The following is a 13830-nucleotide window of genomic DNA, read 5'->3' as shown; positions in this document are numbered from 1 at the left end:
TCAGGAAACGTGTTGTGGCGCACGACGACGATACGCCCAAACCATCATGATAATACCCGCAACAATCATCGGGATGGAGAGGATCTGCCCCATGCTGATGTATTGCACCCACGTACCGGTAAACTGTGCATCCGGCTGGCGGAAGAACTCAACGATGATACGGAACGCGCCATAACCAATCAGGAACAAGCCAGATACCGCCCCCATCGGGCGAGGTTTGCGGATATAGAGATTCAGAATAATGAATAGCACGATGCCTTCCAGCACCAGTTCATAAAGCTGGGAAGGGTGACGAGGCAGCACACCGTAGGTGTCAAAAATGGATTGCCACTGCGGATGAGACGGCAGTAATGCGGCATCTTCCGCGCGAGACCCCGGAAAAAGCATTGCCAGCGGGAAGCTCGGATCGACACGGCCCCACAGCTCGCCGTTAATAAAGTTGCCCAGACGCCCGGCCCCCAGGCCAAAGGGAATCAGCGGCGCAATAAAATCAGCAACCTGGAAGAAGTTACGTTTAGTGCGTTTGGCAAAGACGATCATCACGACAATCACGCCGATCAAGCCGCCGTGGAATGACATGCCGCCGTCCCAGACGCGGAACAGATACAGCGGATCGTTGAGGAAGACAGGGAAGTTGTAAAACAGAACGTAGCCAATACGTCCGCCCAGGAACACCCCAAGAAAGCCTGCGTAGAGCAGGTTTTCAACTTCATTTTTCGTCCAGCCACTGCCAGGACGACCGGCACGACGAGTTGCAAGCCACATAGCAAAGACAAACCCGACGAGGTACATCAACCCGTACCAGTGAAGGGAAACCGGTCCAATTGAAAAAATTACCGGATCAAATTCAGGAAAACGCAGATAGCCACTATTCATCTGTCACCACAACATGTTGTTATTCCGCCGAAAGTGGACAGCGGTATAGATGCGCGCCCGTTCTGGCGGGCGCTCCAAAGGCGCGAATAATAGCATAAGGCGCTCGGGCTTGATGCGGCGAAGTTGTAAAAGATATGTATACCCGTCATCCTTTACGCCGCAGGTACTGTTGGCTTCCCCGATGCGCCCCGGTCACCTGTGCTTTCGGAAATTTGCGTCTACAACCCACCGCGAATCAGCCCCCCAAGGCCACGGCGCTCCATAAACGCAGCAATCTGATGGCGTACTTCGGTAGCCAGTTGTGCATCAAGCGTACGGTTTGCCAGCGTCTGCGCCTCAGCGAAATCAATACGCCGCAGCAGATATTTAATACGCGCCACCGACTTACCATTCATCGACAGATGGCTAAAGCCAAGACCAATCAGCACCGCCACACACATGGGATCTCCCGCCATTTCACCGCACAACCGCAGATCAATACCTGCACGTTCGGCTTCTCTGGCAATCATCGCCAATGCCCGCAACACGGCAGGGTGCAGGCTGTCATACATACTGGCCACTCGCGTATTGTTACGATCTACCGCCAGAATGTACTGGGTAAGGTCATTGGTGCCAATAGAGATAAAATCGACCCGATTAGCCAGGTGCGAGATCATAAACACCATTGATGGCACTTCGATCATCACGCCAATACGCGGTCTCGGTATGGCGTAACCAATCATCTCTTCGACTTCACGCCCGGCACGTTCAATCAGCCGCTTTGCTTCATCCACTTCATCAATACTGGTGATCATCGGCAACAGGATGCTGAGATTACCGGTGGCGGCATTCGCACGCAGCATTGCGCGCACCTGCACCAGGAAGATTTCTGGCTGATCGAGCGTAATACGGATGCCACGCCAGCCCAGGCATGGGTTCTCTTCGCTTATTGGCATATATGGCAACTGTTTATCCGCGCCGATATCCAGCGTACGCAGGGTCACGGGTTTATCGTTAAACAACTGCAACATGCCCTGATACTGCGCGACCTGCTCTTCCTCGGACGGAAAACCATTTTGCAGCATAAAGGGAATTTCGGTGCGATAAAGCCCGATGCCGTCGATTCGACTACCGAGTTTCTCTTCATGCTCCGGGCTCAGCCCCGCATTGAGCATCACCCTGATGCGCTCACCGCTTTTAAGCTGCGCCGCGAGGTTCACATCATCTTCGGCAAGCCGGGTTAACTCATTCTCTTCGGTGATAAGCCGCTGGTATTCCTGCAACAAGACCGGTTCAGGGTCAACCAACAGCTCTCCACGATAGCCATCCACCACCAGCGTGCGACGATGCAGCACCGAAGGCTGAATATCCGCCCCCATGACCGTTGGGATCCCGAGCGCACGTACCATAATCGCCGCATGAGAGTTGGCTGCGCCATCGCGTACTACGACACCCGCGAGCCTGTCATGCGGCAATTCAGCCAGTGTCGTCGCAGATAATTCATCGGCAACAAGAATAAAGCGTTCCGGCCAGGTATTGGGGCCCTGAATGTTATCATCCAGATGAAACAGTAAACGCTGGCCAAGCGTGCGAAGATCGCCTGAGCGCTCTTTCAGATAACCGTCACTCAATGCCGCAAACTGCTCGGCGAATCGCTCAATGACCGTTTTGACCGCCCATTCAGCGACCAGACCTTTATCCACCTCAGCAAACAGCTCACGGCGCAGACGCGCATCGGAAAGCAGATGCGAGTAAAGATCAAAAATCGCTGCCGTCTCTTTTTGCGCACCCGCAGAAAAGCGCTTGCTGTAACGGCGAAACTCTCCGGCCGCCGCTTCCAGTGCGCTGGTCAGCCTTTCACGTTCGAGCGTTGTGTTAAGGGTCGAGGCTTCATAGACCTGTTCCATTAACGGCAGGGTTTCATCCATCCAGCCTTCGGCTATCGCCACGCCGGATGATGCCGGGAGCGCGCGAATACGTGTCTGGCGATACTGACCAAACAACGCCGTTAATTGCGACTGGGAGAGAATAGCCGCCATTTGGGTGGCCAGCGTGACCAGAAAAGACTCTTCACTTTCATCGTACTGGCGCAATTCACGTTGCTGAACAACCAGAACACCAAGAAGCTGACGGCGCTGAATAATCGGCACACCGAGGAAAGCGCGGAAACGCTCTTCTTTTACCGAAGGGATGTATTTAAAACTGGGGTGTTTTTGCGCATCAGCAAGGTTAATAGGTTCCGCCAGCCTGCCTACCAGGCCGACGATACCTTGATCAAATGCGAGAGTGACCGTACGCCCGCGCGGCTTTTTTAAACCGCGAGTCGCCATTAAGTAATAACAACGCCGGTCATGGTCCGCGAGGTAGACGGAGCAAACTTCCGTCTCCATCGCCTCGCAAATATCTGTGACCAGTATTTCCAGCGCTTCGTTCAGTCGCGGCGCGCTGGCAACTTTTTCAACGATTTCTCGCAAGCGGGTGAGCATAATGTGCGTGGCTTAACCTCTTTTACGTCGCCAGGCAGGTGCACTTTGCGGCTTAGGCGGAATCTCCTGAAGCGCCATCACGGCCCCTGCAAACTCTTTCATCACCCGTCGATAGACGTCGCGTTTGAACGACACTACCTGACGAACAGGATACCAGTAGCTCACCCAGCGCCAGCCATCAAACTCAGGGGTACTACTGGTTTGCATATTGACATCAGCATCACTGCTGACCAATTGCAGAAGAAACCATTTTTGTTTCTGGCCGATACAGACCGGCTTTGTATCCCAACGCACCAAACGTTTCGGTAACTTGTAACGCAACCAGTTACGGGTAGAAGCAAGGATTCGAACATCTTTACGATTTAAACCTACTTCTTCGAACAGTTCCCTGTACATCGCCTGCTCCGGAGACTCGCCTGGGTTTATTCCCCCCTGGGGAAACTGCCAGGAGTGTTGCCCGAAGCGTCTGGCCCACATGACCTGGCCCTGTCGATTACAGATTACGATACCCACATTTGGGCGGTAGCCATCGTCATCAATCACCGGACTACCTCAAAATAAACCTGAATTAATCGATTGTTTCACACTCGTGGAAAACGGTAAACCACTCAATTGCGACGGAACAAACGGATAACATTTGAATAACTCACAATTATCGGCAAAGTTATAAACAGACGTCCCCTTGCTAATCGGCTTTTATTCACCTTTTCTGTGGATAGACTTGTGAAGAACCGGAGATTTAACATTGGAAAACCCGGAGTAGTCTGAATATACTAACAATCAGCTTAATGAATAAGTATCCTAAATTCATTTAGTTAAGATGTTTATTTCTCTGTTTGCATCACATAATGTGATGATCATCACTATAGCGATCCTTGTACTGATGAAAGATCGAACAACGTCGTTTTTATCCACAGATTATGCCAATAAGTTAGGCACATTTTGTGCAGAAATTCGATTTTCATCGCACGTCAAGGCTGTAAATCGAAACAGTAGTGACACTTTTACCCAGTTATCCCATTTTTCTGTGGATAACATGGTGTAAGATCCTGTTTATTGTCAGTGACCAGATTTGAACAACCACGTATTGTGTTGCGCAACGCCACCTTTTTTACGAAAAATTATCTTAAGAATCAGTAGCTTTATCAGAACAGGTGGAAAAAGATCGCAACTATCGACAGTGTGCATAATTGCAGTTCATTTTTTAATCAAGGCCTTAGCATGTCCGCCATACGACCTTTAACATCGTCTCCCGAGTCCGAAATTGAGTTGCTTACTCAGGCCCAGCAGCTTGCAGGCTATACCCTGGGTGAGCTCGCCCTGCTTGCCGGGCTACCCATTCCCCGCGATCTGAAACGCGACAAAGGCTGGACGGGGCTACTGCTGGAACAGTGGCTTGGCGCCAGCGCTGGCAGTAAACCGGAGCAGGATTTCGCAGCGCTGGGCGTAGAGTTAAAAACGATCCCCATCGACAGCGCGGGTCGCCCGCTGGAGACGACCTTTGTCTGCGTCGCCCCGCTAACGGGTAATACGGGTGTGGTGTGGGAAACCAGCCATGTACGGCATAAATTGCGCCGCGTGTTATGGATCCCCATAGAAGGTTCGCGCGACATACCCCTTGCCGGGCGCCGTGTGGGCTCGCCGCTGCTATGGAGTCCTGATGAAGAGGAAGAGACCCAGTTGCGTATGGACTGGGAGGAGTTGATGGATCTGATTGTGCTTGGCCAGGTCGAGCGTATTACAGCGCGTCACGGTGAGGTATTGCAGTTGCGCCCGAAAGCGGCCAACAGCAAAGCGCTGACTGAAGCTGTCGGCACGCACGGAGAGCCCATTCTGACGCTGCCGCGCGGTTTTTATCTGAAAAAGAATTTCACCGGCGCCTTGCTCGCCAGACATTTCCTGGTGCCCGGGGAATAATTTTTACCTCCGCGCGGCTGGCGCTTATAATCAGCCTTTCTTTTTTGGCAGGACTTTATAGATGTTATTTGCATGGATTACCGATCCCAACGCCTGGCTTGCCCTTGGCACGCTAACGCTGTTGGAGATTGTTCTTGGGATCGACAACATTATTTTCCTCTCACTGGTTGTAGCGAAGCTACCCACCGCACAGCGTAACCACGCCCGAAGGCTCGGTCTGGCTGCCGCGATGGTGATGCGATTGCTGCTGTTGGCCTCAATCGCCTGGGTAACAAAACTGACCACGCCGCTCTTTACCGCGTTCGAACATGCGGTATCTGCGCGCGATCTGATCCTGTTTTGTGGTGGTGTGTTCCTTATCTGGAAGGCCAGTAAAGAAATTCACGAGACGATCGAAGGCGATGAAGAGGATCTGAAAACTAATGTTCACTCTTTCCTCGGCGCAATCGTACAGATTATGCTGCTGGACATTATTTTCAGTCTCGATTCCGTCATTACCGCGGTTGGCCTGTCCGATCATCTGTTTATTATGATGGCGGCAGTAGTGATTTCAGTTGGCGTGATGATGTTTGCCGCACGCCCTATCGGTGAGTTTGTGAACCGCCACCCCTCGGTGAAAATGCTGGCGTTATCGTTCCTGATTCTGGTGGGCTTCACTCTTATCCTGGAAAGCGTCTCGATTCATGTACCGAAGGGTTACATCTACTTCGCCATGTTTTTCTCTATCGCCGTTGAGACCCTTAACTTAATGCGCGGCAAGAAGAACCCTCTGTAATACAACGCTTCCCCATAAGGGGAAGCCGTTTTTCCCCCGCATTTTTGCCCGCGCCCACACTTTAAGATTTTCTCCCTTTTTTGTACTTATACATCAGGTTATTACTAAACTGATGTGAGACACGAGCCAAATGAGGACAGAACGATGAAAAAATGGGCAGTGATTATCTCTGCAGTTGGATTAGCATTTGCGGTTTCAGGTTGTAGTAGTGATTACGTTATGGCGACGAAAGATGGCAGGATGATCCTGACTGATGGCAAGCCAGAAATTGATGATGAAACCGGCCTGGTCAGTTATCGAGACCAGCAAGGCAATAAGATGCAGATCAACCGTGATGACGTTTCCCAGATCCTCGAACGCTAAAAATCTTTAAAAAGGTCAGTCACCTGCTGACCTTTTTTGGTCTCCCCTCTTTCCCTTTGTTCTGCCCTCTGCCATGTTTATATTCCTTTGTCAGGACAACTGACGCAGTACAGTAAGTAAAGGAAGCCGGCTATGCACTATCACCGTATCCCCCATAGTTCACTTGAGATAAGCACCCTGGGGCTGGGCACAATGACGTTTGGTGAACAGAACAGCGAAGCCGACGCCCATGCACAGCTTGATTACGCCATCAGCCAGGGGATCAACCTGATTGATGTCGCAGAGATGTATCCCGTCCCTCCGCGCCCGGAAACGCAAGGATTGACGGAAACCTATGTTGGTAACTGGCTGGCGAAGCGCGGCAATCGTGAGAAAATCGTCCTCGCCTCGAAGGTCAGCGGCCCCTCGCGCAATAATGACAGCGGTATTCGGCCAAACCAGGCTCTGGACCGTAAAAATATCCGCCTTGCGCTTGAAGCCAGCCTCAAGCGCCTGCAAACCGATCACCTTGATCTTTACCAGGTGCACTGGCCGCAGCGCCCTACCAACTGTTTTGGCACGCTGGGCTATAAATGGACGGAGTCTGCCCCTGTCGTCACGCTGCTGGAAACGCTGGAGGCGCTAACTGAGTTTCAGCGCGCGGGCAAAATTCGCTATATCGGCGTCTCGAATGAAACGGCCTTTGGTGTAATGCGCTATCTGCAACTAGCAGAAAAACATGAATTACCGCGTATCGTCACCATTCAGAACCCCTACAGCCTGCTAAACCGTAGCTACGAAGTCGGTCTGGCTGAGGTGACGCAATATGAAGGGGTTGAGCTGCTGGCCTACTCCTGCCTGGCGTTCGGCACCCTGACCGGGAAGTACCTGAACGGGGCAAAACCCGCAGGCGCGCGTAACACCCTGTTCAGCCGCTTTACCCGTTACAGTGGCGAGCAGGCGCAAAAAGCGGTTGCCGCCTATGTGGATATCGCTAAACGCCACAATCTGGATCCGGCTCAGATGGCGCTGGCATTTGTGCGTCGTCAGCCGTTCGTTGCCAGTACCCTTCTGGGCGCGACAACGCTGGAACAACTGAAAACGAATGTGGAAAGTCTGCATCTTACACTCAGCGAAGAGGTGCTCGCCGAAATTGAAGCGGTGCATCAGGTCTATACCTAGCCGGCACCGTAACCTGAATCAGGCCGGGTAACCCGGCCTGTCTCTTAGCGGCGGCGTTGCCAGATCCACAGTGCCGCGATTGCCAGCACAAACAGTACGCCAAACCCGACACCAACACCGACCACCGGCACCCCCACTTTGACCGCAAGGGAGTAGAGCCCCAGCATCAGCAGCATGGCGGTGTTCTCGCCGAGATTCTGAACCGCAATAGCATTTCCCGCACCGACAGAACGCTTACCCCGCTCCTGCAACAGCGCATTAAGTGGCACTACGAAAAAGCCACCCAACATGCCAATAAGCATCAAAATTGCATAGGCCGGAAGCAATGCATGTTGTAACGAAAAGAAGGTCACCGCCACGCCAATTAAGATCCCGGCTGGCATACAACGCGCTACCGTCTCCAGCGTGACCAGCCTGGCGGCAAGCCCGGCCCCCACCACAATGCCCACCGCCACCATGGCATTGAGATAGGTCGGCGTGGCGTTATCCGTAATGCCCAGCGCCACCGGTACCCACAACACCAGCAGGAAGCGTAGCGTCACGCCCGCCCCCCAAAACAGGCTGGTGCCGACCAGGGAAAAACGTGTCTCACCATTGCGCCACAACAATGAACAGGCAGAGAAAAAACTGCGCGTCATGGGGGTAAAGCGCCAGGATTGCCCCGGACGCGCAGCCGCCAGCCGTGGAATCATCAGGTTTGCCGCTACCGCCCCCGCATAGACCAGCGCGCAGACGCCCAGCGAGGCCAGCACGTGCCAGTCAGCCAGAATACCGCCCGCCATTGAGCCCAGCAGGATCGCGGCAATCGTGGAGGACTCCATCAACCCGTTTGCTTTGACCAGTTTGTCGCCGGTTGTCAGTTCGCCGAGGATGCCGTATTTCGCCGGCGAATAGGCCGCCGCCCCCACACCCACCAGCGTATAGCCGATGAAAGGGTTGATACCAATGCAAATACTGGCCGCCCCCAACAGCTTGAGGCCGTTGGCGACCATCATCACGCGCCCTTTGGGGAAGCTGTCGGCGATCTGCCCGACAAACGGGGCGAAAAGGATGTAAGCGCCCACAAACACCATCTGCAGGATCGGTTGACTCCAGTCGGGATAAAACTCCGCTTTTAACAACGCCAGGGTGGCAAACAGAAGCGCATTATCACCAAAGGCCGACAGGAACTGTGCAACAATGACTGCTTTCATCCCCTTTGACCACAATGAAGTGTTAGTGGGTACTGACTCATGCATTTTGGGTTTCCGCCTCTTCAACCATGCCTTTTAACGTCACAAAGTCAGGCTTCCCGCTACCCAGTAACGGCAACTGTTTGAGGAAGCGAATATCACGCGGAACCGCCAGTTCCGGCACGCCTTGCGCACGCGCCTGCTGCTGGAGTTTCTCGCGCGTCAGTTGTTCATCGGTCGTGAACAGAACCAGCGCTTCGCCTTTGCTGGCATCAGATTTGATCGCCGTGGCATGCATCTTCTCGGGCGAAACCGCCAGCGCAAGTTGTTCCACCATCTCCAGCGAAATCATCTCACCCGCAATTTTGGCGAAACGTTTGGCGCGCCCCTGAATCTGCACATAGCCTTGCTCATCAAAACGTACGATATCACCCGTGTCGTACCAGCCGCTTTCCAGCTCGCCCTGGGCATTTTCTGCCGCAGGCGCTTCCAGCACCCCGGGTTTCTCCACGCGCAGATAGCCATTCATGATGTTCGGTCCTTTCAGCTGCAGTCGGCCGCCGTCATCAATACCCGGCACTTCAAGCAGGCGTGCGTCCATACCGGGCAGAATGCGTCCAACCGTACCGGGCTTCGCCGCCATTGGCACGTTGATCGACACCACCGGCGCGCACTCTGTTACCCCGTAGCCCTCCAGAATGCGCAGACCAAATTTGTCCTGCCATAGCTGACGGGTGCTCTCCTGAAGCTTCTCCGCACCAGCCACCACATAACGCAGGCGGAAAAAGTCATACGGATTGGCGAAGCGAGCATAATTGCCCAGGAATGTCGATGTGCCGAACAGCACGGTGCAGTTCCGGTCATATACCAGCTCCGGCACAATGCGATAGTGCAGCGGACTTGGGTAGAGGAACACTTCTGCCCCGGTCAGTAATGGCGTAAACAGCCCCACAGTCAGACCAAAAGAGTGGAACAGCGGCAGCGCTGACATAAAGCGATCATTGGCGGTGAAATCCGCAATGGTGCGGATTTGCTCGACGTTCGCCAGAATACTTTTATGACTGTGGACCACCCCTTTCGGATTACCCTCTGAACCGGAGGTAAAGAGAATGATCGCCGCATCTTCGGGCTTTTGCGGAACCTGCGCCAGACGTGGCATCAGCACCCGGCTAAAGATCCACAGCTTATCTTCCAGCGTGACGCTGCCTTTTAAATCTTCCAGATAGACCCAGCGCACCTGCGTTAACTGTTCCGGCAGATGCCAGAGCTTCCCTTTGTCCATAAAGGTACGCGACGTGAATACCGTTTTAATTTCAGCGGCGGTGATGGCGCTGGTCAGCCCTTTCACCCCGGCGGTGTAGTTCATCATCGCCGGAATGCGTCCGCGGGCGATTGCGCCAAAGATTACCGCTGCGCTGATACCGGCGTTAGGCAACATCAGGCCGATTTTCTCACCCTGCGCCGTGTATTTGTCGAGAATACGGGCGACAAACAGTGTTTTGGTCAGCAGCTTACGGTAACTGTCCGGGGTGAAATTAATATCTTCAACGCAGGGCTTTCCCGCACCGTAACGATATTGTGCGGCGAGGAAAGCGTCGAATAAGGTTTCGCGCGGACGCACCGCCATGCGGGCTTCCATCATAATCTGATGCAGCATCTCGCCAGCAATTTTACGACGATCACGGGCGCGTGGCGCTTCCGGCATTGGCAGCTGCGTTGGTGGCAGAACGTGCAGATAAATACGCGGGAATAAGCGCTGTTTAACCAGCCCTTTCAGACGGCTGAAAAAGGTCAATTCCGCCCCTTCGATACGCAGCGGTACAACGGTTGCCGCCGATTTTGCCGCCACAAATCCCGCACCGTCGTAGATTTTCATCAGCGAGCCAGACACCGAAATGCGCCCTTCCGGGAAAATCACCACCGGCCGCCCTTCGCCAATCAAACGGACAAGGTGTTTGATGGACATCGGTTTCGTAGGGTCGAGCGGCACAAAATCGATAATCGGCTTAAGCCAGCGCATGTACCACTGCTGGCTGATGGAGGTATAAACCGCAAAGACCGGACGAACAGGAAGAAAGAGCGCCAGCAAAATCCCATCAATAAAGGAGACATGGTTGGGGACAATCAACACGCGCTCGCCGTGCAGCGCCTGTGTATTGCCCGTGAGTCGCACACGGAACAGGATGCGAAAGAGGCCACGAAAAAAGCCAAATAACATTTCAACTCCTTTTGTTAGTCAATTCGACAGGTTATGCATAAATTGTGGCAGATTACACGAGAAGTGGGGGGTGGCAAAACGCGGGCGAAAAAAAACCTGCGCATCCGCGCAGGTTGGTGCAAGAGATTAAGTACGAAATGCGTACCGAAATAATCACCAATCAATACCTCTGGGATCTTGATTGTGGCTGGCGGCGCGTAAGCTCGCCAGCGATAAAAAGCAAGCGAATGAGCCTAAGTGCAACGAGGTGTTTCTAATCGTCCTGCTTGTTACACATTGACTTAATGGCAAAAAAAAACCTGCACATCTGCGCAGGTTGGTGTAATCAAGTGTTCAACCCTCAGGTTGACTTCACCTATCAATACCTCTGGGAATGCTACTGTAGCAATCCGGCCAAATGCTTCTCCAGCAGACAATAGAAACAGCCTTTCGCAAAGTGTAACTAAAGATTCGAACTGTATATTTCGCGATATATTTCCCGTGTAACGTTTTCACGTCATTTCGCCGCGTCAGCTCACGTTTGGGGAAAGTACAATGGCGATAACCTTGATTAGCCAGCGCATTCCCGTAACATAAGTGGGTGTGTAAACGCTTACCCCTACATGAAGGTGTTCAATGGCGACAATTAAAGATGTAGCCCGGCTTGCAGGTGTCTCTGTCGCTACGGTCTCTCGCGTAATTAACGACTCACCTAAAGCCAGCGAAGCCTCACGGCTGGCGGTCCAGACCGCGATGGAGAGTCTGAACTATCACCCCAATGCCAATGCCCGCGCGCTGGCACAGCAATCGACGGAAACGGTCGGTCTGGTGGTCGGGGATGTTTCTGACCCTTTTTTTGGCGCGATGGTAAAGGCCGTTGAGCAGGTAGCCTCCGGCACCGGGAATTTCCTGCTCATCGGTAATGGTTACCATAATGAGCAAAAAGAACGTAACGCGATTGAGCAACTGATTCGCCACCGCTGCGCGGCACTGGTTGTGCATGCCAAAATGGTGCCGGACGCCGAACTCATCGCGCTGATGAAACAGATCCCCGGGATGGTATTAATTAACCGAATTCTCCCCGGTTTCGAACAGCGCTGTGTCTCGCTGGATGATCGCTACGGTGCCTGGCTGGCAACACGCCATCTCATACAACAAGGCCATACCCGGATAGGCTATTTGTGTTCCAACCACGCGATTTCTGACGCGGAAGACCGTCTGCAGGGGTATTACGATGCCCTCAAAGAAAACGGACTGCCGTGTAATGAACGTCTGGTCACCTTCGGCGAACCGGACGAAAGCGGTGGTGAACAGGCAATGACCGAACTGCTCGGGCGCGGCAAGAATTTTACGGCTATCGCCTGTTATAACGATTCGATGGCGGCGGGGGCAATGGGGGTACTCAACGACAATGGCATTAATGTGCCAGACGAGATCTCACTGATTGGCTTTGACGATGTCCTGGTGTCACGCTATGTCCGCCCGCGTCTGACCACGGTACGCTATCCCATCGTGACGATGGCGACACAGGCGGCGGAACTGGCGCTGGCGCTGGCTGAAAACCGTCCGGTTCCGGATGTCACACACATCTTTAACCCAACGCTGGTAAGACGCCACTCGGTAGTGACGCCGCAGGAAAACTAAAGGGCAAAGCGATAGAGGTGGACGGTCGTGTCCGGGTAATCAATACCGTCGCCGATATACTGCCAGCCAAAGCGCTCATAAAAATCGCGGCAGGCCGAGTAAAGATGAAGCTCGCTAAACCCCATCTCCCGCGCGGACTCAATCACATGTTGCTGTAATTTCCGCGCCAGCCCCTGGCCGCGCGCAGATTCATCAACATAGAGCGCAGCCAGCCACGGAAACAGATCCTGGCGGCTTATCAAATCGCAACGCCACAGTCCTGCGGTGCCAAGCAGCCTTTCGCCGTCCACCAGCACAAAGGTGAGCGGCAGGTGGCCCGGCGTCTGGCTGTGTTCAATGATGCTGGCGAAGAACGCGCGCGGCAGTGAATCGCCAAACTCGCGCCAGAGCCACTCGGTCACCTGTCCGGCATGCTGAGGCGCGTCGTATAAGGGAAGCACTTTCACATTAATTTCCCCTGAAAAATCGGGACTGATTCAAACAGATAGCCGTCAAAATCCGGGGCATCTTCGTCCGAGAGCTCCAGCAAACTCTTTTTTACGTTTTCAAGATGCTGCCACATGGCCTGCCAGGCCCCCATCACGTCGCGACGGCGCAGGGCGGCGAGCAACGTCTGCCTGTCGCCAAGCCATTTCAGGCGATACGGACGGCTGGTAATGTGCACATTGAATTGTTGCCACAGCGGGCTGCTGTCCATGTGGTGCCAGACGCTTTCTACCGTTGCCAGTAGCATCTGATTTTGTGAGGCTCCCGCCAGCACCAGATGAAACATTTTGCTGTTGTCCTGGCTGGTGTCATTCAGGGCAATCGCGCGTTGCTCCTGCTCCAGGATGCGGCGTAGATTATCGATATCCGCCCGCGTCGCCATTTTGGCGGCAAAGGCAGCGATGTTGCTCTCAAGCAACTGACGCGCCTGCAATATTTCAAACGGGCCGACATCGCTGCTAAGAAAGCGCTCTTCTTCGTTTTCATGCTCCTGCGGAATACGCATCACATAGACGCCGGACCCCTGGCGAATATCGACAGTTCCCTGTAGTTCAAGCATTAAGAGGGCTTCACGGACAATGGTACGACTGACGCCATATTTTTCGGCAATATTGCGCTCAGGTGGAAGGCGGGATCCCACGGGGTAATGCCCCTGGATTATTTGCGTGCGTAAATCTTCGCCAATCTCCTGGTACTGTTTTTTTTCCGGCGGGATAACAGCTTTTTCCACAATATCACCTGTACAGACCTTTAGTTGAAGCTCAGGCCGGAACT

Annotated in this window: 12 protein-coding genes and 1 pseudogene; 6 read left to right on the top strand and 7 right to left on the bottom strand. The window is 53.5% G+C overall.

The genetic code is table 11. The features are described 5' to 3' along the window. From lgt to rppH, 3 genes are all read right to left on the bottom strand, one after another. Positions 1-876 carry a prolipoprotein diacylglyceryl transferase gene (lgt, locus tag AAIG39_RS08675; protein ID WP_090088590.1) on the bottom strand — a complete coding sequence of 292 codons (876 nt, stop codon included), beginning with the start codon at positions 874-876 and terminating at the stop codon, positions 1-3. Positions 877-1094: 218 nt separating this feature from the next. Beyond that, entirely contained in the window at positions 1095-3341 is a 2247-nt protein-coding gene (ptsP, locus tag AAIG39_RS08670; RefSeq protein WP_090088592.1) for a phosphoenolpyruvate--protein phosphotransferase, read from the bottom strand. Positions 3342-3353: 12 nt separating this feature from the next. Beyond that, positions 3354-3884: an RNA pyrophosphohydrolase gene (gene rppH, locus AAIG39_RS08665; protein ID WP_047369033.1), complete on the bottom strand. Its 531-nt coding sequence runs from the start codon at positions 3882-3884 to the stop codon at positions 3354-3356. Between the two features lie 452 nt (positions 3885-4336). Here rppH and AAIG39_RS08660 point away from each other — a divergent pair. The 5 genes and pseudogenes from AAIG39_RS08660 to AAIG39_RS08640 form a co-directional block, all read left to right on the top strand. Then, positions 4337-4411: pseudogene (locus AAIG39_RS08660) on the top strand (hypothetical protein); the annotation flags it as partial. 151 nt (positions 4412-4562) lie between these two features. Continuing rightward, entirely contained in the window at positions 4563-5258 is a 696-nt protein-coding gene (gene mutH, locus AAIG39_RS08655) for a DNA mismatch repair endonuclease MutH (RefSeq protein ID WP_090088593.1), read from the top strand. Between the two features lie 61 nt (positions 5259-5319). Then, positions 5320-6033, top strand: a complete 714-nt coding sequence (locus AAIG39_RS08650) for a TerC family protein (RefSeq protein WP_090088595.1) — start codon at positions 5320-5322, stop codon at positions 6031-6033. A gap of 144 nt (positions 6034-6177) precedes the next feature. After that, positions 6178-6396: a YgdI/YgdR family lipoprotein gene (locus AAIG39_RS08645; protein ID WP_090088597.1), complete on the top strand. Its 219-nt coding sequence runs from the start codon at positions 6178-6180 to the stop codon at positions 6394-6396. A 132-nt stretch (positions 6397-6528) separates the two neighbouring features. Further along, positions 6529-7557 carry an NADP(H)-dependent aldo-keto reductase gene (locus AAIG39_RS08640; protein WP_343193632.1) on the top strand — a complete coding sequence of 343 codons (1029 nt, stop codon included), beginning with the start codon at positions 6529-6531 and terminating at the stop codon, positions 7555-7557. 44 nt (positions 7558-7601) lie between these two features. Here the strand turns inward: AAIG39_RS08640 and lplT are convergent, their stop codons facing one another. Together lplT and aas are read right to left on the bottom strand one after the other, a co-directional pair. Beyond that, positions 7602-8795 (bottom strand): lysophospholipid transporter LplT, encoded by a 1194-nt coding sequence (gene lplT, locus AAIG39_RS08635; protein ID WP_343193631.1) that lies wholly within the window; start codon positions 8793-8795, stop codon positions 7602-7604. Continuing rightward, complete coding sequence (aas, locus tag AAIG39_RS08630) at positions 8788-10947, bottom strand: bifunctional acyl-ACP--phospholipid O-acyltransferase/long-chain-fatty-acid--ACP ligase (RefSeq protein ID WP_090088600.1); 2160 nt, start codon at positions 10945-10947, stop codon at positions 8788-8790. The genes lplT and aas overlap by 8 nt, the downstream gene beginning before the upstream one ends. Before the next feature lie 615 nt (positions 10948-11562). On the opposite strand from aas, the gene galR reads away from it, so the two are divergent. Beyond that, positions 11563-12570, top strand: coding sequence for an HTH-type transcriptional regulator GalR (galR, locus tag AAIG39_RS08625; RefSeq protein WP_090088601.1), 1008 nt, complete (start codon positions 11563-11565; stop codon positions 12568-12570). On the opposite strand, the gene AAIG39_RS08620 is transcribed toward galR, so the two are convergent. Both AAIG39_RS08620 and AAIG39_RS08615 read right to left on the bottom strand, forming a co-directional pair. After that, entirely contained in the window at positions 12567-13016 is a 450-nt protein-coding gene (locus tag AAIG39_RS08620) for a GNAT family N-acetyltransferase (protein ID WP_343193630.1), read from the bottom strand. The genes galR and AAIG39_RS08620 overlap by 4 nt on opposite strands. Next, positions 13013-13786 (bottom strand): GntR family transcriptional regulator, encoded by a 774-nt coding sequence (locus AAIG39_RS08615; RefSeq protein ID WP_090088604.1) that lies wholly within the window; start codon positions 13784-13786, stop codon positions 13013-13015. The genes AAIG39_RS08620 and AAIG39_RS08615 overlap by 4 nt, the downstream gene beginning before the upstream one ends. Between the last annotated feature and the right edge of the window lie 44 nt (positions 13787-13830).

It is taken from the genome of Phytobacter palmae, assembly GCF_039409775.1.
In the GTDB taxonomy this organism is placed as follows: domain Bacteria; phylum Pseudomonadota; class Gammaproteobacteria; order Enterobacterales; family Enterobacteriaceae; genus Phytobacter; species Phytobacter palmae.
The sequence above is the reverse complement of the archived record's forward strand: the minus strand, read 5'-3'. Positions and strand labels throughout refer to the sequence as shown.